This is a genomic window from Sphingobium sp. (assembly GCA_023266575.1).
In the GTDB taxonomy this organism is placed as follows: Bacteria; Pseudomonadota; Alphaproteobacteria; order Sphingomonadales; family Sphingomonadaceae; genus Sphingobium.
Window position 1 is genome coordinate 75,368 of sequence record JAHFPV010000001.1, and the last position, 22,874, is coordinate 98,241.

At 64.3% G+C, this 22,874-nt stretch carries 23 protein-coding genes and 1 tRNA gene; 6 read left to right on the forward strand and 18 right to left on the reverse strand.

The window, feature by feature from the left end; genetic code table 11:
- Positions 1 to 55: 55 nt before the first annotated feature.
- The gene (radA, locus tag Q0D44_RS00380) at positions 56 to 1,423 is read left to right on the forward strand and encodes a DNA repair protein RadA (RefSeq protein ID WP_294131784.1); all 1,368 of its coding nucleotides are present in this window, start codon (positions 56 to 58) and stop codon (positions 1,421 to 1,423) included.
- An 11-nt stretch (positions 1,424 to 1,434) separates the two neighbouring features.
- The gene (locus tag Q0D44_RS00385) at positions 1,435 to 1,947 is read left to right on the forward strand and encodes a CvpA family protein (protein WP_294130734.1); all 513 of its coding nucleotides are present in this window, start codon (positions 1,435 to 1,437) and stop codon (positions 1,945 to 1,947) included.
- Between the two features lie 89 nt (positions 1,948 to 2,036).
- On the opposite strand, the gene Q0D44_RS00390 is transcribed toward Q0D44_RS00385, so the two are convergent.
- The 3 genes from Q0D44_RS00390 to obgE form a co-directional block, all read right to left on the reverse strand.
- Positions 2,037 to 2,933: an NAD(P)H-binding protein gene (locus Q0D44_RS00390; RefSeq protein WP_294131786.1), complete on the reverse strand. Its 897-nt coding sequence runs from the start codon at positions 2,931 to 2,933 to the stop codon at positions 2,037 to 2,039.
- 22 nt (positions 2,934 to 2,955) lie between these two features.
- Complete coding sequence (gene proB / locus Q0D44_RS00395) at positions 2,956 to 4,083, reverse strand: glutamate 5-kinase (RefSeq protein WP_294130737.1); 1,128 nt, start codon at positions 4,081 to 4,083, stop codon at positions 2,956 to 2,958.
- Positions 4,084 to 4,179: 96 nt separating this feature from the next.
- A complete protein-coding gene (gene obgE / locus Q0D44_RS00400; protein WP_294130740.1) occupies positions 4,180 to 5,280 on the reverse strand; it encodes a GTPase ObgE in 1,101 nt (366 codons plus the stop codon).
- 100 nt (positions 5,281 to 5,380) lie between these two features.
- Between obgE and Q0D44_RS00405 the strand changes: the two genes are divergently transcribed.
- Complete coding sequence (locus Q0D44_RS00405) at positions 5,381 to 5,950, forward strand: GNAT family N-acetyltransferase (protein WP_294130743.1); 570 nt, start codon at positions 5,381 to 5,383, stop codon at positions 5,948 to 5,950.
- Positions 5,951 to 6,032: 82 nt separating this feature from the next.
- Here Q0D44_RS00405 and Q0D44_RS00410 read toward each other — a convergent pair whose 3' ends face one another.
- The 3 genes from Q0D44_RS00410 to rplU all read right to left on the reverse strand — a co-directional run bounded on the left by Q0D44_RS00410 (position 6,033) and on the right by rplU (position 7,548).
- Positions 6,033 to 6,608, reverse strand: coding sequence for a GNAT family N-acetyltransferase (locus tag Q0D44_RS00410; RefSeq protein WP_294130745.1), 576 nt, complete (start codon positions 6,606 to 6,608; stop codon positions 6,033 to 6,035).
- Positions 6,609 to 6,880: 272 nt separating this feature from the next.
- Complete coding sequence (gene rpmA / locus Q0D44_RS00415; protein WP_294130749.1) at positions 6,881 to 7,150, reverse strand: 50S ribosomal protein L27; 270 nt, start codon at positions 7,148 to 7,150, stop codon at positions 6,881 to 6,883.
- Between the two features lie 32 nt (positions 7,151 to 7,182).
- Positions 7,183 to 7,548: a 50S ribosomal protein L21 gene (gene rplU / locus Q0D44_RS00420; protein ID WP_217673230.1), complete on the reverse strand. Its 366-nt coding sequence runs from the start codon at positions 7,546 to 7,548 to the stop codon at positions 7,183 to 7,185.
- A gap of 201 nt (positions 7,549 to 7,749) precedes the next feature.
- Here rplU and Q0D44_RS00425 point away from each other — a divergent pair, with 201 nt between their 5' ends.
- Entirely contained in the window at positions 7,750 to 8,142 is a 393-nt protein-coding gene (locus Q0D44_RS00425) for a hypothetical protein (RefSeq protein WP_294130755.1), read from the forward strand.
- A 54-nt stretch (positions 8,143 to 8,196) separates the two neighbouring features.
- Entirely contained in the window at positions 8,197 to 9,834 is a 1,638-nt protein-coding gene (ybaL, locus tag Q0D44_RS00430) for a YbaL family putative K(+) efflux transporter (RefSeq protein ID WP_294130756.1), read from the forward strand.
- Here the strand turns inward: ybaL and Q0D44_RS00435 are convergent.
- From Q0D44_RS00435 to Q0D44_RS00480, 10 genes are all read right to left on the reverse strand, one after another.
- Positions 9,831 to 11,369 (reverse strand): cryptochrome/photolyase family protein, encoded by a 1,539-nt coding sequence (locus Q0D44_RS00435; RefSeq protein ID WP_294130758.1) that lies wholly within the window; start codon positions 11,367 to 11,369, stop codon positions 9,831 to 9,833. The two genes, ybaL and Q0D44_RS00435, sit on opposite strands and share 4 nt — an antisense overlap.
- A 106-nt stretch (positions 11,370 to 11,475) precedes the next feature.
- Positions 11,476 to 13,266 (reverse strand): DEAD/DEAH box helicase, encoded by a 1,791-nt coding sequence (locus Q0D44_RS00440; RefSeq protein ID WP_294130760.1) that lies wholly within the window; start codon positions 13,264 to 13,266, stop codon positions 11,476 to 11,478.
- Positions 13,267 to 13,576: 310 nt separating this feature from the next.
- Complete coding sequence (gene rplA, locus Q0D44_RS00445) at positions 13,577 to 14,275, reverse strand: 50S ribosomal protein L1 (RefSeq protein WP_119749319.1); 699 nt, start codon at positions 14,273 to 14,275, stop codon at positions 13,577 to 13,579.
- A gap of 4 nt (positions 14,276 to 14,279) precedes the next feature.
- Positions 14,280 to 14,711, reverse strand: a complete 432-nt coding sequence (gene rplK, locus Q0D44_RS00450; protein WP_119749317.1) for a 50S ribosomal protein L11 — start codon at positions 14,709 to 14,711, stop codon at positions 14,280 to 14,282.
- Between the two features lie 211 nt (positions 14,712 to 14,922).
- Positions 14,923 to 15,459 (reverse strand): transcription termination/antitermination protein NusG, encoded by a 537-nt coding sequence (gene nusG, locus Q0D44_RS00455; protein ID WP_006968004.1) that lies wholly within the window; start codon positions 15,457 to 15,459, stop codon positions 14,923 to 14,925.
- A gap of 39 nt (positions 15,460 to 15,498) precedes the next feature.
- Positions 15,499 to 15,705 carry a preprotein translocase subunit SecE gene (secE, locus tag Q0D44_RS00460; RefSeq protein ID WP_066857860.1) on the reverse strand — a complete coding sequence of 69 codons (207 nt, stop codon included), beginning with the start codon at positions 15,703 to 15,705 and terminating at the stop codon, positions 15,499 to 15,501.
- 170 nt (positions 15,706 to 15,875) lie between these two features.
- Positions 15,876 to 15,951 (reverse strand) — tRNA-Trp (locus Q0D44_RS00465).
- Between the two features lie 53 nt (positions 15,952 to 16,004).
- Complete coding sequence (locus Q0D44_RS00470; protein WP_294130785.1) at positions 16,005 to 16,922, reverse strand: YihY/virulence factor BrkB family protein; 918 nt, start codon at positions 16,920 to 16,922, stop codon at positions 16,005 to 16,007.
- A gap of 260 nt (positions 16,923 to 17,182) precedes the next feature.
- A complete protein-coding gene (locus tag Q0D44_RS00475; protein ID WP_294130788.1) occupies positions 17,183 to 18,406 on the reverse strand; it encodes a dihydroorotase in 1,224 nt (407 codons plus the stop codon).
- 129 nt (positions 18,407 to 18,535) lie between these two features.
- Positions 18,536 to 19,531 carry an aspartate carbamoyltransferase catalytic subunit gene (locus tag Q0D44_RS00480; protein ID WP_119749311.1) on the reverse strand — a complete coding sequence of 332 codons (996 nt, stop codon included), beginning with the start codon at positions 19,529 to 19,531 and terminating at the stop codon, positions 18,536 to 18,538.
- A gap of 119 nt (positions 19,532 to 19,650) precedes the next feature.
- Between Q0D44_RS00480 and Q0D44_RS00485 the strand changes: the two genes are divergently transcribed.
- On the forward strand, positions 19,651 to 19,908 hold the full coding sequence (locus tag Q0D44_RS00485) for a hypothetical protein (protein ID WP_294130796.1): 258 nt from the start codon (positions 19,651 to 19,653) through the stop codon (positions 19,906 to 19,908).
- Between the two features lie 9 nt (positions 19,909 to 19,917).
- Here the strand turns inward: Q0D44_RS00485 and Q0D44_RS00490 are convergent, their stop codons facing one another.
- A complete protein-coding gene (locus Q0D44_RS00490) occupies positions 19,918 to 21,528 on the reverse strand; it encodes an NAD(P)/FAD-dependent oxidoreductase (protein ID WP_294130798.1) in 1,611 nt (536 codons plus the stop codon).
- Entirely contained in the window at positions 21,525 to 22,811 is a 1,287-nt protein-coding gene (locus Q0D44_RS00495; protein ID WP_294130812.1) for an aromatic ring-hydroxylating dioxygenase subunit alpha, read from the reverse strand. Before Q0D44_RS00495 ends, Q0D44_RS00490 begins: the two co-directional genes overlap by 4 nt.
- Positions 22,812 to 22,874 lie beyond the last annotated feature (63 nt).

Sequence of the window (22,874 nt, forward strand, 5' to 3'; positions counted from 1 at the left end):
CAGTGTGTCGCTAGATGTTCTTGCAATGTTCGCGCGTGATCGGCATATCTTCGCCATGGCCAAGGCAAAGCGTAAATTCGTCTGTCAGCAATGCGGCACCGTCGCGGCACGGTGGCAGGGGCAGTGCGAGGATTGCGGCGAGTGGAACAGCATTGTCGAGGAGGCGCCGGAAACCGCCTTTTCCGCGCGGCACGATCTGCACGCTGGCGGGCGGGCGATCACGCTCATCGGGCTGGACAGCAAGATCGAGCTGCCGCCGCGCACCAGCACCGGCATTGCCGAGTTTGACCGGGCGCTGGGCGGCGGGATCGTGGCGGGATCGGCGACTCTGATCGGCGGCGATCCGGGTATCGGCAAATCGACATTGCTGTTGCAGGCCGCGGCACGGGTCGCGTCGCGCGGACTGTCGGTGGTCTATATCAGTGGCGAGGAAGCGACCGATCAGGTGCGGTTGCGCGCGCAGCGGCTGGGGCTGGGCAGCGCGCCAGTCATGCTGGCGAGCGCCACGTCGGTGCGGGATATTTTGACCACGCTGGGGGAGGGGGAGCCGCCCGCTCTGCTGATCATCGATTCGATCCAGACGATGCATAGCGACCTGATCGAGGGGGCACCCGGCACGGTCAGCCAGGTGCGCGCCTCGTCACAGGAGCTGATCCGCTTCGCCAAGCAGCGCAACACCGCGCTGGTGCTGGTGGGCCATGTCACCAAGGATGGCAGCATCGCCGGGCCGCGCGTGCTGGAGCATATGGTCGACACGGTGCTGGCGTTCGAGGGCGAGCGCAGCCATCAATATCGCATCCTGCGCGCGATCAAGAACCGCTTTGGCGGCACCGACGAGATTGGCGTGTTCGCGATGGTGGCAGAGGGACTTGAGGAAGTCTCCAACCCGTCCGCCTTGTTCTTGACCCATCGCGACGAAAGCGTGACCGGCGCGACGGTGTTCCCCGCGCTGGAAGGGACGCGGCCGGTGCTGGTCGAGATTCAGGCGCTGGTCGTGCGCCTGTCGAGCGGGGCGACGCCGCGCCGGGCGGTGGTGGGCTGGGACAGCGGACGGCTGGCGATGGTGCTGGCGGTGCTGGAATCGCGCTGTGGTCTCAGTTTCTCGACCTGCGAAGTCTATCTGAACGTCGCGGGCGGCTATCGCCTGTCGGACCCGGCGGCAGACCTGGCCGTCGCGGCGGCTTTGGTGTCGGCCCTGTCGGAAAAGCCGGTGCCAGCCGATGTCGTGCTGTTCGGCGAAATCGCGCTGTCGAGCGAAATACGGCCCGTCGCCCATGCGCCGCTGCGTCTGCGCGAATCGGCCAAGCTGGGCTTCAACCGCGCCTTCATTCCGGCTGCCGCCGCCGACGGGGTGAAGGGGATTGCGGTCAATGGTTTCCGCACGTTGGCCCAACTGGTTGACCAGATGCTGGGCAGGGGATAGCCACGCTGGCGATGAACGCCGTCGATATTCTCGTCCTGCTCGCCATTGGCGGTTGCGCCGTGCTGGGGTTGCTGCGCGGTTTCGTGCTGGAAACCCTCTCGCTGATGGCCTGGGTGCTGGCGATCTTTGCGATCCGCCTGTTCCATGCGTCGGCGACTGACTTGCTGAGCGCTTTTGTTGGCACGAAGAGTGGCGCTGCGGTGCTGGCGCTGGTGCTGGTGTTTGGCGTCACTTTCGCCGTGGGCAAGCTGGTCGCCCACGCCATCGGTCGCCGCACGCGCCAGTCGGTGCTGGGTCCGGTCGATCGTGTGCTGGGCGGCGGCTTTGGCGCGGTCAAGGGGCTGATCGGCGCGACGCTCATCTTCCTCGCCTTCAGCCTGGTTTACGACACCATGTATGGCAGCGGCGCGCGCCGTCCCGACTGGCTGTCCGACGCGCGCACTTTCCCCCTGCTCAATGCCAGCGGGCAGGCGATCAGTGAATTTCTGGCGGAACAGCGGGCCAAGAAGGTGGTCGAACCATAACTACCTCCGTTCGGTTCGAGCTTGTCGAGAAGGTTGCGCGTTGTTCTCGACAAGCTCGAACCGAACGGAGGTAGGTTAGCGGACCGGACTTACACCCAACCCTTGGCCCGATACGCCTCTGCCGTCGCCTTCAATCCCGCCTCGGTCGGCACCTGCGGCATCCATAATTGTTTCGGTACATGCGCGCCGGTCGCGGCGACCCAGTCGGGGTGGCAGAAATAGTCGACCCGGTCGGGTGTCAGCTTTGCGCCTTTGCCCCGGATCATCCGGTCGGTCCGTGCCGCCACGCCCAGCAGCCAGGCGGGGGTCGCCAGAGTCCGGACCGCCCGACCCATGGCGCGACCGATGGCCGCGCCAAAATCCTTGTGGTCCCAGCCGCCCACCGTGCCGTCATCCGCCTCATAGATGTGGGTCAGGCTAATCTCGCGTTCACCGGCCAGCACCAGCAGCAACCGCGCCAGATCGCCCACCTCGATCACTGAAAGCCGCCCGCCCGGCGGCAGCATCATGATGCCGCGCTTGGCCATGCGGAACAGTTCGAGCATTTCCCGGTCATTCGGCCCGTAAATCGCCGGTGGCCGCACGATGGTCCAGTCAAGCCCGCTGGCCTTCACATGGCGTTCGGCCAATGCCTTGGACCAGCCATAATCGGACAGGTCCGGCTCGCGCGCGGCTAGCGACGACACATGCACCAGCCGCCGAACCCCGCGTTTGCGCATGGCGTCGATCACCGCAATCGTCCCGCGCGCATTGCCCGCCTCGAACGCATCGCGATCAGGCGCATTCACCACGCCCGCTATATGCACCACGACATCGGCGTCGCGCACCAGCGTATCCAGGCTCGCCGCATCGTCCAGCGACCCCGGCACCCATTTCAGCCGCGCGCGCGGCGGCTGCGCCTTTCGGGTCAGCGCGGTGACATGATGCCCCGCAGCCAGCGCCTGATCCAACGTCTCCGCGCCGACGAAACCCGTCGCGCCGGTCATAACCATCCGCAATGCCATGGCGTCAGACCATCGCCATATGGTCACGATGGACCAGGACGGATCGGGGCAGGTGGCCGAGCAGCGTGGCGATATCCTCGCTGCGCTTGCCCGCGATCCGCGCCGCTTCGTCGCTGTCATATTCTGACAGGCCGCGCGCGATCACCCGGCCATCGGCGGTCATGATATCCACCACATCGCCGCGGGCAAACACGCCCTCGACACTGGCGACCCCGGCGGGCAGCAGGCTGTTGCCCTTGCCCAGCGCCCGTTCCGCGCCCGCATCCACGATAATCCGCCCGCGCACGGTCAGCCGTCCGGCCAGCCAGCCCTTGCGCGCGCGTTTGGCAGGTGCGGCCAGGAAGATCGACCCCTTGCCGCCACCCGCCCAGTGCGACAGCGGCGCATCGACCTTGCCCGAAATGATCGCCAGATGCGCGCCCGCGCCCGTCGCGATCTTCGCCGCTTCGATTTTCGACGTCATGCCGCCCGATCCCATGCCGGATGCGGAACCGCCATCCGCCATGGCGGCGATTCGCGCATCGATGCGCTCTATTGTTTCGATCAGCATGGCGTCCGCATCGACGTGCGGATTGGCGGTGTAAAGCCCGTCCACGTCCGACAGCAGTACAACTGCGTCAGCCCGTGCCGCCTGTCCGATACGCGCCGCGAGACGATCATTGTCGCCAAAGCGGATTTCGGCGGTCGCCACGCTGTCATTCTCGTTCACCACCGGCACGACGCCCAGCGCCATCAGCCGCTCCAGCGTCGCGGACGCATTGAGATAACGGCGGCGATTTTCCAGATCATCGAGCGTAACCAGCATCTGCGCGGCAACTATGCCCTGTTCGTCGAGCAGGCTCGCCCAGCATTGCGACAAAGCGATCTGCCCGGTCGCCGCCGCCGCCTGCGCATCCTCCAGGCTCCCGCGCCCACCCTTGGGCAGTTTCAGCCGCCGCGCGCCCAGCGCGATCGCGCCCGACGACACGATGATGACCTGCTGCTCCGCCGCCTTGCGGGCCGCGACATCGGCCACCAGCGTGCGCAACCAGTCCACCCGCACCTGCCCCGCCGGATCGACCAGCAGGGCAGAGCCGATCTTAATCACCAGACGGCGGATGAGGGCGGGGGGAAAGCCGGAGAGGGGGGGCATGGGATTAAAACAACATCCGTTCGGTTCGAGCCTGTCGAGAACTATGTGCGCCGTTCTCGACAAGCTCGAACCGAACGGGGGTGGGCGGGTTGACGCCTAGAGCGGCGACCATGGGCTTTCGCCTTCTTCGTGCGCATCGCTTTCAGGCTTTGCATCGTCCAGCGCTTGGCCCACGATCGGCAGGATCGCGTCGAGCAGCGCTTCCACGCCCTCGCCGGTGCCGGCGGAGATGATGAACACATCCTCCACGCCTTCCTCGCGCAGCTGGTCGGCAATATCTTCCATCAGCTCCGGGCCGAGCAGGTCGCCCTTGTTGAGCGCCACGATCTGCGGCTTTTCGTCCAGCCCCTCGCCATAAGCGGACAGTTCGTCCTGCACGATGTGGAAGGCCTCGATCGGATCGTCCCCGGTCGCGTCGATCAAATGGAGCAGCACGCGGCAGCGTTCGATATGGCCCAGGAACCGGTCGCCAATCCCCACGCCTTCGGCCGCGCCCGCGATCAGGCCCGGAATGTCGGCCAGCACGAATTCGCGCTGCTTGTGCAGCACAACGCCCAGTTGCGGCTTGGTGGTGGTGAAGGCATAGGCACCAACCTTCGCCTTGGTATTGGTCACCTGATTGATCAGCGTCGACTTGCCCGCATTGGGCATCCCGACCAGGCCGACATCCGCCAGCAGTTTGAGGCGCAGCCACACCCACATTTCCTGGCCCGGCCAGCCCGTGCCATGCTGGCGCGGGGCGCGGTTGGTGCTGGTCTTGTAGGACATGTTGCCCCGCCCGCCATCGCCGCCGCGCAGGAAAGTGATGCGCTGCCCCACCTCGGTGAAGTCGGCCAGCACCTCTTGTTCCTCATAATCGGGAATGCCGTCCTCATCCTCGCTGCCCTCGATCGGCTTGGGATCGGACAATATCTGGGTGCCGACCGGCACCTTGATGACCAAGTCCTTGCCACCCGCGCCATAGCGATTCTTGCCCATGCCCGGCGTGCCGCGCTGCGCCTTGAAATGCTGGGTGTAGCGGAAGTCGATCAGGGTGTTGAGACCCTGCACCGCTTCAAAAATGATGTCGCCGCCCTTGCCGCCATTGCCGCCGTCCGGGCCGCCATATTCCTCATATTTTTCGCGCCGGAAACTGACCGCACCGGGGCCGCCCCAGCCGGACTTGATGAAGATTTTTGCTTGATCGAGAAAATGCATGGGGCGCCCATAGCGCCTAATGGCGCGAAATTAAACCTTTGCGCGCGACGATAAACGCGCGCGGCTTGACGGAGGGCGGACGACAGCCTTTGATCGCAGCATGATGACCGCATCGCTGCTCCATACCGACCGCCTGATCCTGCGTCCGCACGTGCTTGCGGACTATTCCGCCTGCTGCGCGCTATGGAGCGATGTGGAGGTCGTCCGCCACATCGGCGGATCGCCGCAGGACGCGCAGGCGGTGTGGTTTCGTCTGCTGCGCTATGCGGGCATGTGGTCGCTGTTGGGCTATGGCATGTGGGTGATGGAGGATCGCGCGACCGGCGCGATGATCGGCGAGGCGGGCTTGCTGAGCGCCGCGCGTGGCCTGCCGGAGTTGGACGGTGTGCCGGAGGCGGGCTGGGTATTGGGACCGCAGGCCTGGGGCCGGGGGCTGGCGACCGAAGCTATGGAGGCGGTGTTGGGCTGGGCCGACGCGCATCTGGAGGCGGATGCAATCCGCTGCATCATCGAGCCGGACAATGGCGCGTCGATCAGGGTGGCGGAGAAGCTGGGCTTTACAGCATTGGGCGACGCGGTGCTGGGGGGCAAGGTGATTAGAGTGTTTGACCGGCGGCTACTCCTCCCCGGCACGGGGAGGGGGACCGGCGCAGCCGGTGGAGGGGGCTAGCCGTCTGACACAAGTCTCGCGTCCAGACGCCCTCCGCCTCCGTCACGCCTTCGGCGCGCCACCTCCCCGCGAGCGGGGAGGATCAAGCCGCCATAGCGGGCAGGGCGTCGGCGTACAGATCCATCGCCGGATCATCGCCTTGCCGAGCCACCGCGCCTTCCTCGAAGACCAAACACGGCGCAGTGCCGCCGCGCGCGGGGCTGAAGCGCGGCTCGACGCGGCCATTATGGCGAAAGCCCAGCTTGCGCAGGACATTGCCCGACGCGCCATTGTCGGCGAAATGCGCGGCGCGGATGTCGCCCACGCCGTTGGCGCGCGCCATGCGCAGCACCGCGTGCGCGGCTTCGGTTGCGAAACCCAGCCCCCAATAGGGACGGGCGATCCAGTAGCCCAGTTCATGGCCGCCAACTTCGGCGCGCATGACGCCGCAGCCGCCGACCAGACGCGGCGCGCCATGGGTGCGGGTGAAGGCGAGCAGGCTGGGCTGGCGCACATCCTGCGGTCGGGCCAGAAATTCCTGTGCGTCCGCCAAGCCATAGGGGCTGGGCGCGCGGGTCAGGTTGCGTAGGACCGCCGGGTCGCCGATGGCCTGGGCCAGGGCAGGGGCATCCTCCATCCAGCCCGGACGCAGGAGCAGGCGGGGGGTACGGGCGAACATTCTCGTCTCTCCTCTTTGTCTGCGCCGATAGCCGCCAATGATGACGGCTTGACGACGCTGTGGCTTTCCGGACTGGCCCCGCCCGCATGACGCGCGGGAAGGGCTTTAGTTCCAGGGACTTGAGGGAAAGTGGAGGGGAGCCCCGTAACAATGAAAAAGGGGCGCTCCTTGTGGAAGGAGCGCCCCTTTTTCCCTCGAAAACCGACTGCGCCTGATGGCCCTGTCGGGAGGATCGCCCCTTTGCGGAGGGACGATCCGTCATTGATCGTCCGTTATTCGGCGGCCTGCGCCATAGCGTCTACCGACACATATTTGCGGCCCTGCTTGCCCGCATGGAATACCACGCGACCTTCGCCCAGCGCGAACAGCGTGTGGTCCTTGCCCATGCCGACGTTACGGCCGGGATAGACGCGGGTGCCGCGCTGGCGAATGATGATGTTGCCGCCGATCACTTCCTGACCGCCGAACTTCTTGACGCCAAGGCGCTTCGATTCCGAATCACGACCGTTGCGCGACGAACCGCCAGCTTTCTTATGTGCCATTGTCTAAACTCCTAATTCTAGTCGCGAAGCGATCAGGCTTCAGCAGCGGCAGGGGCCGCGTCATCACTCTTGGCAGCGGCCTTCTTGGCCTTCTTTTCTTCGCTGCCGATCGACACGATCCGCAGGATCGTGTGACGCTGACGGTGGCCGTTCTTGCGGCGATAATTATGGCGGCGGCGCTTCTTGAAAACGATGACCTTTTCGCCCTTCGCCTGCGCGATGATCTCGGCTGCGACGGTCAGACCGGCCACATCCTTCAGGTCGCCGCCTTCACCGGCCAGCAGGACGTCGTCCAGCGTGATCTTGTCACCGGCCTCACCGGCCATTTTCTCGACGACGATCTTGTCTCCGGCGGCGACGCGATATTGCTTGCCGCCTGTGCGCACGATAGCGAACATGGCTTGTCTCTTCTCGTTCAAATCTGCTTTACGCAAATCACCAAAGACATGAAGCCTTAGCCGACCCGCGCGGGAATGTGGCCCGGTAGTGGAATGACTCGGACCTGTCAACCACGATGGGCCGGTTCAGGGGGTGGTTTTCCACCTGCCTTGCCTTATCTATAGCAGGATAAAGGGCCGGATAAAGGGATAGTGGCACGCATGAAGCGCATCGGAGCAGACAGCAAAGGATTCGCGGGTCAACGCCTGCCAGTCATCGCTGCCCTGTGGACGTTGGTTGCTATCGTCTTGCTCTCCGCCCTCGCGCCGCTGGGGCCGCCGCTCAGTCGGGTCGCAGGGTCCGCCTTCAATCCCGCGACGAGCGATGTGGTGATCAAGGCGCGCGCGCCGCTCCCTCCGCAGGCAGTGCAGACCGCCCGGCTGGACGGTGATGGTCCCTCTGCCTTTCACCTGCTGCTGGCAGTAGCGGCAGCCACTTTACTCATCGTCTGGCGGCTATGTACCGTTCCGGCATTGTCTCTCTCAGCAGCGATGGTGCGATCCGGCGTCCACTCCCGCACCAGGCTCGCGCGCGCACCCCCTGCCTGTTCCTGACGAATCGACTCCGGCCCCTGTGCGCGGGCCTTCGTTCGGAACAAGGATTTGCCTATGCCCCATCACACGCCCTTGATCGGCACCATCGTTGCCGGTCTTGTCGTCGCCTTCATCATGGGGGCGATCGCGCATCGCCTCAAACTTTCGCCGCTGGTCGGCTATCTCGTCGCCGGGATCATGGTCGGTCCCTTCACCCCCGGTTTTGTGGCCGATGCCGGGCTGGCCAATGAACTGGCCGAAATCGGCGTCATCCTGCTGATGTTCGGGGTGGGGCTGCATTTCTCCTTAAAAGACCTGCTCTCGGTCAAGCATATCGCCATCCCCGGCGCGCTGGTGCAGATCGCTGTCGCGACCGGCCTTGGCATGGCGCTGGCGCATGTCATGGACTGGCCGCTGATGGGCGGCATCGTCTTTGGCCTAGCCTTGTCGGTCGCCAGTACCGTCGTGTTGCTGCGGGCGTTGCAGGGCGCTGATCTGGTTGAAACCCGGCGGGGCCGAATCGCTGTCGGCTGGTTGATTGTCGAGGATCTGGTGATGGTCCTTGCGCTCGTCCTGCTGCCCGCCCTCGCCGCCGTCATCAATGATGCGGATTCCGGCGCAGGGGCGGGCGCACTGATCGCGCCTCTGGTCGGCACCCTGCTCAAGGTCGCGGGCTTCGTCGCGCTGATGCTGGTGGTCGGGCGGCGGGTCATCCCCTGGGCGCTGCACTGGGTCGTCCATACCGGATCGCGCGAGCTGTTCCGCCTCGCCGTCCTCGCCATCGCGCTGGGCGTCGCGTTCGGCGCGGCCTATGCGTTCGATGTGTCCTTCGCGCTGGGGGCATTCTTTGCCGGCATGATCCTGGGCGAAACGCCGCTCAGCCGCCGCGCGACCGAAGAAACGCTCCCGCTGCGCGATGCCTTTGCGGTGCTGTTCTTCGTGTCGGTGGGCATGTTGTTCAATCCCGCCGTGCTGGTGCAGCAGCCGCTGCCGCTGCTCGCCACCGTCGCGATCATCATCGTCGGCAAATCGATCGCCGCCTATGCCATCGTCCGCCTGTTCGGCAAACCAGGCGACACTGCCATGACCATCGCGGTCAGCCTGGCGCAGATCGGCGAATTTTCCTTCATCCTTGCGACGCTGGGGACAGGCCTTGGCGTGCTGCCTGCGGACGCCCGCGACCTGATCCTGGCGGGCGCGATCGTTTCGATCTTCCTTAACCCCATCCTCTTCTCGCTGGCGGTGCGCGGTCGCAAGCAGGAGGAGGTCGATGCCGAAGCCGCCCGTGTCGCCGCTGCGCGCCCGGCGATGGGCCATGTCGTGCTTGTCGGCTATGGCCGTGTCGGCAAGCTGATCGCCACCCGCCTGACCCAGCGCGCCGTCCCCTTCGTGGTGATCGAGGGAGACGCGGAGAAGGCCGAGGAGGCGCAAGCCGCCGGGCTGTCCGTGGTGCGCGGCAATGCGCTGGAGGACCGCCACCTTATAAAAGCGGGCGTGAAGGAAGCGCATCACCTGCTGATCGCCGTGCCGGAGGGTTTTGAAGGCGGCGCGATCCACGAACATGCGATCCGCCTGAACCCCAAGTTGGCTGTCATCGCCCGCGCCCATAGCGATGCGGAGGTCGACTATCTCGAAAAGCTCGGCGTCCCCCATGTGGTGATGGGCGAACGGGAACTGGCGGGCCGTATGCTCAGCCTGTGCGGCGCGAATTAATCGAGTGACGCCAGAAACCGCGCGGCCTGATCCCTAATCGCCGCGCGGTCCTCCTGTGCCATCTTCGCCCAGTTGCGATAGGGCATGGCCAGCCGCACATTGCCGCCCAACAGCTTTTCGTTGCGGGCCAGAAAATCCCAGTAAAGCGCATTGAATGGGCAGGCATCCTCGCCCACCCGCTGCTTCACATCATAGCGGCAGGACGCACAATAATCCGACATCCGGTTGATATAGGCCCCGCTCGCCGCATAGGGCTTTGACCCCAGCAGGCCCCCGTCGGCAAACTGGCTCATCCCCAATGTGTTGGGCAGCTCGACCCATTCATAGGCGTCGGCATAGACTTCCAGATACCAGACATGCACGGCATGCGGGTCGATGCCCGCCAGCAGCGCGAAATTGCCGGTGATCATCAGCCGCTGGATATGATGGGCGTAGGCATGGTCGATGGTCTGGCCGATCGCTTGGGCCATGCAGTGCATGTCCGTGTCACCCGTCCAGTAAAAGCCGGGCAGGGGCCGCGTCGCTCCCAGCGCATTGCGCTGCGCATAGTCCGGCCCTTCATGCCAATAGATGCCGCGCACATATTCGCGCCAGCCGATGATCTGGCGGATAAAGCCCTCCGCTGCGTTCAGCGGCACCTTGCCGGCCCGATAGCGCGCCTCGACCGCGCGGCAGAGCGCCAGCGGATCGAGCAGCCCGGCGTTGACATAGGGCGACAGGACCGAGTGCCACAGGAACGGCTCGTCCGTCAGCATCGCGTCCTGATAATCGCCAAAGCGCGGCAGTGCCTCGTCCAGAAATCGGCGTTGCTGGCGTAGCGCTTCCTCATGCGTCACAGCGAAATGGAAATGGTCGAGGCTGCCGATATGGTCGGCAAAGCGAGCTGCGACCAGCGCCAGCACATCCTGCGTGATGGCGTCGGGCCGGAAGCGGATAGGCTGGGGCATCAGCAGGTCGCGCCGGGGCGGGGGCTTGCGATTGTCCGCGTCATAATTCCAGTCGCCGCCTTCCGGCTTGCCCGTCTCGGTCATCAAAAGCCCGGTCTTGCGCCGCATGTCGCGATAGAAAAACTCCATCCGCAACTGCCTGCGCGCTGCCGCCCAAGTGTCGAACTCCGCGTGGGAACAGAAGAAACGGTCATCCTCATGGATCGTGACCGGCAGGCCGAACCGCAATGCCCAGCTGTCGAGCATCGCGCGCACCCGCCATTCGCCCGCCTCGGTCACATGGATGGATGCGGGCTTGTGCCGCTCGATCGCACGGGCAACCTCGCCAGTGAAGCTGCCGCTATTGGCCGGATCGTCCAGCGTCACATAATCGACGGTCCAGCCCAACGTGCGCAGCCGTTCGGCATGATGGCGCATGGCCGACAGGATGAAGGCAATCTTCGCCTTGTGGTGGCGGACATAGGTGGTTTCATCCGCCACCTCCATCATCAGCACGACGATACGCGCCTTGTCCGCGTGACGCAGCGCGGCGATGTCGGGCGTCAACTGGTCGCCCAGTAACACAATGAGAAAGGGGCCGTCGGTCATGCTTATAGCAATGACCGACGGCCCCTTTGGCTCCTAGCTGTTCTAAAGGGTGTTACCCCAAACCCGTTAAAAGCCCCTCCCCTAAAGGGGAGGGGTGAGTCTAATGTTACCCCCGGCTGCGCGGCGGACCCTTGCGGGGGCCACCGGCGCCAGCGCCCTTGAACGGACGCGGGCTGTGCGGGGCTGCGCCGCCACGCGAAAAATTGCCCGGACCGCCACGGGGCGGACCGCTGCGGTTGGGACGATCGCCATTGGCGGGGCGCAACTGCTTGCGCTTTTCGCGGGCTTCCTCGCGCGGGGCGCCATCGACCGGATCGAACAGCACGTCCGCGCCCTCGTCACCCGCTTCGCCGGTGCGGCGGACGGCGGCCAGGAATTTGGACGCGATCGCCTTGGGGATTTCGAACATCGTATCGTTGGTGGTGATGCGGATCGCGCCGATGTCCCCGCGCGACACATGCCCGCGACGGCAGATCAGCGGCAAAATCCAGCGCGGATCGGCATTCTGGTTGCGGCCGATATTCATGCGGAACCACTGGGTATCCTCAAAACCGGGACGCGGCCCTTCGCGGCGGGCCGGGGCATCGCTGCCGTCCAGCAGCTCTTCCGGCGCAGGCAGCGCGGCGCGGGCGCTGCGCACCAGCATCGCCGCGATTTCCTTGGCGCTCTTGGCCTCCAGCAGTTCGCCGCCCAGCGCCCAGTCGGACTCTTCCAGCTCCATGGGCTCCAGCAGGCGCGCGCGCAGACGCTCGGCATCCTGCGCGGCGATCGCTTCCTTGGTGGGGGCGGACGTCCATTCGACGGGAATCTTGGCACCTTTCAGCATCCCTTCCACCCGGCGACGGCGCGGATAGGGGACGATCAGCACGGCGGTGCCTTTCTTGCCCGCACGACCGGTACGGCCCGACCGATGCTGCATGGTTTCCGCGTCGCGCGGAATTTCCACATGCACAACCAGCGTCAGCGTGGGCAGATCGATGCCGCGTGCGGCGACGTCGGTCGCGACGCACACCCGCGCCCGCTTGTCGCGCAGCGCCTGCAACGCATGGTTACGCTCATTCTGGCTATGTTCGCCCGACAGCGCGACAGCGGCAAAGCCCCGCTCGGTCAGGCTTGCGTGCAGATGGCGGACATTGTCGCGCGTGGCGCAGAACAGCATCGCCGTCTCCGCCTCATGGAAACGCAGCAGGTTGACCACGGCATTTTCAATGTCGGCGGGGGCGACGGTCATTGCCTGATAGCTGATGTCACCATGACCGCGCTCGGTCGATGTGGTCGCGATCTGGATCGCGTCCTTCTGGTAGCGACGGGCCAGCGCCACGATGGGCTTGGGCATGGTCGCCGAAAACAGCAATGTGCGGCGGCCATCGGGGGTGGCGTCGAGTATGCCCTCCAGATCTTCGCGGAAGCCCATGTCGAGCATCTCGTCGGCTTCGTCCAGCACGGCGGTCCTGAGCGCCGACAGGTCGAGCGCGCCGCGTTCCAGATGGTCGCGCAGACGCCCCGGCGTGCCGACAACGATATGCGCGCCCTGCGCCAGTGCCTTGCGTTCCCGCGCAGCGTCCATGCCGCCCACGCAGGTGGCGATGCGCGCGCGCGCGCCGGCATAGAGCCATTCCAGTTCGCGGCTGACCTGCAACGCGAGTTCGCGCGTCGGCGCGATCACCAGCGCCAGCGGCCAGGCTGGCGGCGGCAAGCGACCTTCTTCGCTCAGCAATTCGCTGGCCATGGCCAGGCCGAAGGCGACGGTCTTGCCCGACCCGGTCTTGGCCGACACGATCATGTCGCGGCCAATCGCTTCGGGTTCGATGACGGACGCCTGCACTTCGGTCAGGGTCTCATAGCCCTTGGTCGTGAGCGCTTGCGCGAGGATAGGGGGGAGAGTTTCAAATGCCATGTCTATATTGTCCATCGGGAGTGCGATTCCGCCTCTACCGACGGCATCATGAGAACCTTCCATGCTTCCAACATCGCGGAAGCCTGGGGCGTCAGGTCAAGCGCCCCAATCACTAATCTCCGTTCGGGCTGAGCGAAGTCGAAGCCTTCCACTGAGCGCAGCGAAGTGCCTTCGCTATGCTCAGGCGAACCCTTCGACTTCGCTCAGGGCGAACGGGAGGAAGATGGCGGCAACCAAATTCCAAAACAGGAAAGCCTCCTTCCCCATTTCGCGAGGAAGGAGGCTTGCCTGATTGTCTATAGCGCAAAAATCAGATTGCGGCGACTTCCGCCACATCGACCTTCACGCCGGGACCCATCGAAGAGGACAGGGCGATCTTGCGCACATATTTGCCCTTCGAACCGGTCGGCTTGGCCTTGACGATCGCATCAACGAAGGCGTCGAAGTTGCGACGCAGATCTTCGGCGGTGAAGCTCGCCTTGCCGATGCCCGCATGGATGATACCGGCCTTTTCGACGCGGAATTCGATCTGGCCACCCTTGGCGGCTTTCACGGCTTCGGCCACGTTCGGCGTCACGGTGCCAAGCTTGGGGTTCGGCATCAGGCCCTTGGGACCCAGAACCTTACCCAGACGACCGACCAGACCCATCATGTCCGGCGTCGCGATGACGCGCTGGAAATCGATGTTACCGGCCTGGATCGATTCGAGCAGGTCCTCGGCACCCACAATGTCGGCGCCGGCGTCGAGCGCCTGCTGTGCCTTGTCGTTACGGGCGAACACAGCGACGCGCACGTCCTTGCCGGTGCCGGCGGGCAGGGTGACGACGCCACGGACCATCTGGTCGGCGTGACGGGGATCGACGCCCAGGTTGATCGCGATTTCGACGCCTTCGTCGAACTTGGCGGTCGCGTGGGTCTTGATCAGGCCCAGCGCTTCATTGACGCCGTGCAGCTTTTCCTTGTTGATCGCTGCGGCCAGAGCCTTCGCCTTCTTGGTCTGCTTTGCCATGGTCTTAGCCCTCCACCACGTCGAGGCCCATCGCGCGAGCGGAGCCTTCGATGATCTTCGTTGCTGCGTCGATGTCGTTCGCGTTCAGGTCTACCATCTTGGCCTGCGCGATTTCGGTCAGCTGGGTGCGGGTGATCTTGCCAGCGACGATCTTGCCCGGTTCCTTGGAACCCGACTTCAGGTTGATCGCCTTCTTGATCAGGAAGGTGGCAGGCGGCTGCTTCATCGTGAAGGTGAAGCTGCGATCCGCATAGACGGTGATGATCGTCGGCAGGGGCGTACCCTTTTCGACATTGGCCGTCTGCGCGTTGAACGCCTTGCAGAATTCCATGATGTTCACGCCGCGCTGACCCAGTGCTGGGCCGATCGGCGGGGCAGGCTTGGCATCTCCAGCGGGCACCTGGAGCTTGATATAGCCCGTAATTTTCTTGGCCATGATGACTCACTCTGTTGCTGGGCGGCCCCGAAAGGCACGCCCGGTTCAAGTTTAGCGGTGCAAACGAAGGCAAAGCCTCCTCCCGCGCTTATTCCCGGTTGCCCGGAAATCTTGTTATCGTCATGCCAGCGAAAGCTGGCATCTCACTTTATCTTCCTCAAGCCCTGGCGAAGAAGGCAGTGGGATCCCAGCCTTCGCTGGGATGACGAAATTACTTCGACAGCTCTACCTGCTCGAAATCCAGTTCCACAGGGGTGGCGCGACCGAAGATCGACACCGACACCTTGACCCGGTTCTTCTCGAAATCCAGTTCCTCGACCGTGCCGTTGAAGCTGGCGAAGGGACCGTCCAAAACCTTGACCGCATCGCCGATTTCGTAATCGACGCTGACCTTGTGCTTGGGGGCGGCTTCGGCTTCCTTGCGGGCGCCGAAATAACGTGCGGCTTCCGATTCGCTGATCGGCTGCGGCTTGCCCATCGACCCCAGGAACCCCGTCACCTTGGGCGTGTTCTTGATCAGGTGATAAATGTCGTCGTTCATGGCGAGCTTGGCCAGGACATAGCCGGGCATGAACTTGCGCTCGACCTGCACCTTCTTGCCGCGCTTCACCTCGGTCACGGTTTCGACAGGCACTTCGACCTGCTCGACCAACTGCGTCAGGCCCATGCGCTCCGCTTCGGACAGGATCGATTCCTTGACCTTGTTCTCGAAGCCCGAATAGGCGTGGATGATGTACCAGCGCGCCATGTTACCGTTTCAAACTCCCAAAAACCAACGCAGTCACGTTCACGCCTGACCCGCCGCGAGGCCCAGCAGCCACTGGACGATCGCACCGAAAAAAGTGTCGATGCCAAAGAAGAAGAGGCCCAGCAGCGTCGTCATGATGACGACCATCACGCCGGTCATGACCGTTTCGCGACCCGTGGGCCACACGATCTTCGACGCTTCGGTTTTCACCTGATTGACGAATTCGCCGGGGGAAACCTTCGCCATCGCCTGCCTCAAACCCTTTGCACAAACACCAAAACGCGAAGCAATAGTCCGCCCTCCCGATCCCGCCCATATCGGCGTCCGGGGGATGCGGCCGCATGGCTTCGCGACACAATTTCGACGGCGCGTCTAGCGGCAAACCTCATGGAAAACAAGGATGCTGCTGGAACGCTTGGCAGGAGTGGAGGGACTCGAACCCACGGCATTCGGTTTTGGAGACCGACGCTCTACCAACTGAGCTACACTCCTGTGCCAGCGAAGGAGGGCGCTTTAGCGTGGCCTGCCGGGCAGGGCAAGCGCGATTATGCAGCTTTTTCTTGGGGGTCGGCGATGGTCGTTTTGGCACTGGTCTGCCGCTCCGCCTCCGCATTGATCTGTGCGCCCAGCAGCACGACATAGGCCGACACGAACAGCCATAATTGCAGCACGACGACCGCGCCCAGTGACCCATAGGTCTCGTTATAATTGCCAAATGTCGCGACATAGACGGACACGCCCAGAGTCACGACCAGCCAGAACAGGGTTGCCGTGACCGACCCGACCGTCAGCCATTGCCACTGCGCCTGCCGCCGGTTCGGTCCGAAGCGATAAATGAGGCCAAAGATCACACTGGCCAGCAACCCTGCGCACATCCAGGTCACCGCCTTGATCGCGAACAATACGCCCGGCCCCCAACTGATCAGCCATGTCTGGATGAGGCCGATGACCGTGGCGGTAAATACGCCTGCCACCATCACAAGTACGGCGGAGAAAGTGATGCCCATCGACACACGGGTAAAGGCGATGATCCCGCGCCCTTCCTTCTGCCCATAGACGATGTTCAGGGCTTCCATGATCGCCGAAGCCGCCCGCGTCGCGCCATAAACCGCAATGCCCAGCGCCGCCGCCAGGCCAAAGCCGATAGCAGGCTTGGCGGTGCTGACGACGCCTAGCAACTGGTCATTGATCAGCTTGGCCGCATCGGTCGGCACCACCGCGATGATCGCCTGCATATGCCGCCCGACCATCGCCGGATCGCCAAACAGCCCATAGGTCAGCACGACCGCCGCCATCATCGGCGCGATCGACAGAAAGGCATAATAGGCAACGCCCGCCGCCAGCAATCCCACATGATTGGACGACAGCGCGCCATAGACCCGCTTCAAAATCTCCCACCAAGCCCGCGGCGGTATCTTCCACGGCGCATCGACATGCACCTGCTGCGCGACTGGCTGGTTCATCGGCGTTCCCTGTTGCTCAACCGGGCAAGCGCATGAAGGGGGAGGGCGGTTCCCACCCTTTATCCCTCTCCCTTGAGGGTCGGCCAGAGTCACGTGCCTCTGGCCGAGGTTGCGCAGACTTGGTAGCGTGCTGCCTTAGTCGTAGCTGGGAAAGGGTGTTCTGCGCCATCGCCACCAGCACCCCCTCATCCAATTGCGCCTAACCTCATAGCTTTCGGTAAGGCTCCATATCCTTCTCCCCCAAGGGAGAAGGTAATATGTTACAAAAACACCCCGCCCTTCATGATCCGCCGGGCGCGGCCCTGCACCGGCACGCGGTCGAACGGCGTATTGCCTGCCGCCGCCGCCATCTTTGCGCTGTCCACGATCCACGGCGCGTCGGGATCGACAAAGATCAGGTCCGCCGCGCTGCCAGGCGCAAAGCTGCCCGCATTGACGCCCAAAATCAGCGCCGGATTGGCGCTCAGCAGGGTCATCAGCCGGTTGAGCGACACATGCCCCTCCCGCACCAGATTGAGCGAGAGCGCCAGTAGCGTCTCCGCCCCCGCCATGCCGGGCGAGGCGTCTGCGAAGGGCAGGCGCTTGTCCTCCGCCCCGCGCGGATCATGGCTGGAGGTGATGACATCGACTGTTCCGTCCGCCACCGCCGCGATGCTGGCCTTGCGGTCATCCTCCGACCGGAGCGGGGGCGACAGCCGCGCAAAGGTGCGGAAGTTGGACACCGCATTATCGGCCAGGAAAAGATAGGCGGGACTGATCCCGCAACTGACCCGCAACCCTTCGGCCTTCGCCGCGCGAACGAGGTCGAAGCCCGCCTTGGTCGTCACCAGCCGGAAATGGATCGCCGCGCCCGCCTGCCGCGCCAGCATGATGTCGCGCGCGATCGCCATCGCCTCGGCGCAGGCTGGCGCATGGGGCAGGCCCAGCCGCGTCGCCGTCTCGCCCGATGTCGCCACCGCCTTGCCCGCCAGCCCGCCATCCTCGGCATGGGCGATCACCGTCAGCCCCAGCCCCGACGCATAGGACAAGACCCTCAGCATCACGCCGGAATCCGCAATCCACTGCCGCCCGGTGCCAACCGCCTTTGCGCCCGCCGCCTGCATCATGCCGATCTCGGCCAGTTCCGTGCCAGCCAGGCCGCGCGTCGCCGCCGCGATCGGGTGGACCCAGAAATCGGGTTTCCCCGCCCGCGTCGCCTGCCGGATCAACCCCGCATCGTCGAGCAACGACGACTGATCGGGCATCAACGCCGCGCGGGTGATCCCGCCAAAATGAAAGGCCGGCTTGTCGGTCGCGAATACACCCAGGTCGATAAGGCCAGGCGCCACCACCAGCCCCTGCGCGTCGATCCTCTCCGCGTCGGCAGGCACGACAATGTCCCCGGCCGCAACGATCCGGTCGCCCTCGATCAGGATGGAGCCAGAGACCAGCGCATCCCCCGCCGGATCGGCCAGGCGGCCATTGATGATGGCGAGTTTAGTCACGCGCTATTCCCTCAAACCAAAACCCGTCATTCCCGCGCAGGCGGGAACCGATCTCGCCTCCCATGCCTTGGCCAGCGACGGCAAAATGGGTCCCCGCCTGCGCGGGGATGACGGATGTGGATACGAGCATCACGCCCACCCCTCCACACCGCGCGCCCCGCGCGTCAGTACGTCCAGGCACGCCATGCGGATCGCGACGCCCATCTCCACCTGCTCGGTGATCGCGGAGCGCGTCGGATGGTCCGCCACCACGCTCGAAATCTCCACGCCCCGGTTCATAGGCCCCGGATGCATCACCAGCGCATCGGGCTTGGCCAGCGCCAGCCGCTCCGGCGTCAGCCCATAGAGCATATGATATTCGCGCGCCGACGGGATGAACGCCCCGTCCATCCGCTCATTCTGGAGCCGCAGCATCATCACCACGTCCGCGCCGTCCAGCCCCTGCGCCATGCTGGTAAAGGGCGTCGCGCCCAGCATCTCCACCTCCGGCGGCATCAAGGTGGGCGGCGCCACCGCGCGCACCTGCGCGCCCAGCGCGGCCAGGCACAGCATGTTGGATCGCGCGACCCGGCTGTGCAGTACGTCGCCGCAGATCGCGACAATCAGCCCCTCGAAACCGCCCTTGCGCCGCCTGATGGTCAGCGCGTCCAGCAGCGCTTGCGTGGGATGCTGATGCCAGCCATCGCCCGCATTCAGCACCGGGCAGTCCACCTTGTCCGCGATCAGCGCGACCGCGCCGGAACTGGCATGACGGATGACGATGACGTCGGCGGCCATGGCGTTCAATGTCATCGCCGTGTCGATCAGCGTCTCGCCCTTCTTCACGCTCGACTGGCCAGCATGCATATTGACCACGTCCGCGCCCAGCCGCTTGCCCGCAATCTCGAACGACAGCAAAGTCCGCGTGCTATTCTCGAAAAAGGCGTTGATCTGGGTCATGCCCGCCAGCCTGTCATCATGCTTGCGCGCCCCGCTGCGGTTCGCCCGCGCCCAATGCTCCGCCTCATCCAGCAGAAAACGGATTTCCCAGGGCATCAGGTCCGCAATGGACAGCAAATGCCTGTGCGGAAACAGCGCCCGACCAGTCAGGTCGGACGAAGCGGGCGCGGCGGTCGTTTCGGGCATGGGATGCGCTTTAGGCGAGGGGAGGGGCGAGGGCAAGGCGGAGATGCGAGAGTGCATACTCACACCCATTGGCACTGAGCTTGTCGAAGGGTCGTCCCGAACCTAAAAACGAAAAGCGTATGGCCATCACGATTCTAACACTTCCCAACGGTCATCTGTCGCTAGAGTTCGACGTCATCGACCTACCCAATGTCATTGCTGCTGTACGCAAACACTATGGCGTCCCATTGATACAACAATACCCAGTTCTAGCGGTGTTTGCCTTTGGCGGCTGTTCATTCACTTTTCAGAACGAATGGGATGATCCCTGCCTGATTTCCAGTTCATCCGACGGTGATGAAATTCTGAACAAGCTATGCGCAGAATTGAACGGCTGACAGGTCGACCTACCCCCGCCGCCACAACCGTCCAAACATCGCCCCGTCCCGCAAAACCTCCCGCGCGGCATTATGCCCTGGCGCGCCGGTCACCCCGCCGCCCGGATGCGTGCCAGCGCCGCACATATACAGCCCCTTCACCGGCCCGCGATAGGCGCCATGGCCCAGCACCGGACGCGCGGCCCACATCTGGTCCAGCGACAGATGGCCGTGCATGATGTCGCCGCCGACCAGCCCGAATTTGCGCTCCAGGTCGAGTGGCGAATGGATCTGCCGCGCGATCACGCTGCCCGCAAAGCCCGGCGCGGCGGCTTCCACCGTTGCGATGATGCAGTCCGCCGCCGCCTCCCGCTCATCGTCCCAACTCCTGCCATCGGGCAGTTCCGGCGCGAATTGCTGGCAGAAGAGGCTCGCCACATGACACCCCTCCGGTGCCAGTGAAGCGTCGATGGTGGACGGGATCAGCATCTCGACGATCGGTGCTTTCGACCAGCCATCGCGTTTGGCGTCCATGAACGCCCGGTCCATATAATCCAGCGTCGGGGCAAGGATGATGCCTGACTGGTGATGCTCGCCAACGCCCGGCAAACAGGTGAAGTCGGGCAGGGCGCTCAGAGCCACATTCATGCGGAAGGTGCCGGACCCCGCCTTGAATGTCTTGATCCGCTTGACGAAATCGACAGGCAGATCAGCGGGCGCCATCATCTGCTCATAAAGCAATTTCGGCCCGACATTGGCGATCACCGCCTTGCCCATCACCTCTTCGCCGCTCTCCAGCCGCACGCCCACGGCCCGCGCGCCATCCACCAGCACGCGATCGACGGGCGCTTCCAGGCTGATCTCCACCCCCATGGCGCTCACGACCCGCGCCATGATCTGGGTGATCGCCCCCATGCCGCCGATAGAATGGCCCCATGCGCCCTTCTTGCCATTCACCTCGCCAAAGACATGGTGCAGCAGCACATAGGCGCTGCCCGGCGTGTCGGGCGATGCATAATTGCCGACCACAGCGTCAAAACCGAAAGCCGCCTTCACCGCATCGCTCTCGAACCAGCTGTCGAGGAAGCTGCGCGCCGATTTGGTGAACAGGTCGAGCGCGTCGCGTTGCTGCTCGATCGACAGCCCCGCAATCCGCCGCCCCTGTTTCAGCGCATCGACGATCATCGACAGCCCGTCACCGACATTAGGCGGGCTTTTCAGCACCATGCCGCGCAGCACGTCCGCGACCACCTCCAGCGCGTCATAATAAGCGAGCAGGGCAGCTGCATCCTTCGCGCTGAACCGCGCGAATTCCGCCTGCGTCCGCTCCAGCCCGCCGCCCAGTTTCAGATAACCGCCATCGGGCTGGGGCAGGAAATTGCTGATCGGCCGCTCGATGACGCGATAGCCATGATCGGCCAGCTTCATGTCGGCGATGACCTTGGGATTGAGCAGGCTGACCGTGTAGCTGGCGGTCGAATTGCGGAAGCCGGGGTGAAACTCCTCCGTCACCGCCGCCCCGCCCACGACGTTGCGGCGCTCGAGGATGCGGACCTTATACCCCGCCCGCGCCAGATAAAAGGCGCAGACCAGCCCATTATGCCCCCCGCCGATGATGACGGCATCGTAGCGTTGAGTCATGGCGGGCTTCCTTTGGAAAGCCCCTCTCCTTCAGGGGAGGGGTTGGGGTGGGGGCGTGCCGCCTGAAATGTGGTATCAATGGGGCACGCCCCCACCCCTCGGTCCCCTCCCCTGAAGGGGAGGGGATGAGGAAGGCTCCACCCCGCCGCCGGCGCGCGATGCTGCCGCGCCTGCGGGATAATCCCCCGCATCCGCCCGCAAAAATGGCGCAGCGCCACTTCATCCTGGTGCAGCGGTCCCACGGTAAAACTGTCCGACGCCATCCCCGCCTGCACCCGCGCGATCAAGGCCGTATCCTCGGCATTGACCTGCCGGTTGATCCGCCAGTTGAGGTAGCGCGCCGCTTTCATCTCCCGCCGCGCGTCCGGCACCGCATAGCTGATCTCGCGGATCAGCGTCTGGGTCGGCGATACCGGCAGCCAGGCCATGAAATCGACCTGATCGGGATAGATGTCGAAGGCGACATTGGGCCACGGCTTGAAATAGGTCCAGAGCCGCTGCCGTTCGGGTGGCAGATGCGGCACGTCCGGCAGAAATCGCTGATAGGCCCGCTCGGACCAGTTGGCCGATGGCCGCTCGACGATCGGTCCCCACATCTTGTCGACATGGGTGCTTGCCTCGACACCATAGCCATCGCCCATCAGCCGTTTTAGGCCCGGATGCGCGACGCTGATGTGCAGCCCGTCAGAATAATTGTCGCCGATATTTTTCCAGTTCACGTTTCGGGGCCGCAACGTTACCCGCCCCAGCGCGCGCAGATCGGCAAAGCGATAGGGCGTGATTTCCGCGACATAGGGCGCCATCATCTGCGCCACAGACGGCCCGCCATCATCGGTCAGCCGGACGAACAGGAAGCCGTGAAAATCCTCGACCTCCACGCGCGTCAGGCCATGGTCGGCCATGTTCATGGCATAGCCCGCTTTCATCGGCACGCCCGTCAGCCGCCCGTCATTTTCGTAAGTCCAGCCATGATAGGGGCAGACCAGCTTCTTCGCGCAGCCCGAAGCACCATCCATGATCCGCGCACCGCGATGGCGGCACACATTGGTGAAGGCGCGCACCGCGCCATCCTCGCCCCGGATGACGATGACGCTCTCGCCGATATAATCGAGCGTGTGGAAATCGCCGGGGTTGGGGATGTCGCTCACATGGCAGACGATCTGCCAGCTTGGGCGAAAGATGCGTTCGACTTCGGCGGCAAAAAATTCCGGGTCGCTATAGGTCCAGGCTGGCAGGCTCCAGCCCGCATCCGGGTCTGCCCCACCTTCCGCCTGCTCCACCATCTCCGTGCATCCCCCGACGCTGCCGATCAATTTTACGAACGTATAATAAATGCGCGAAAAATG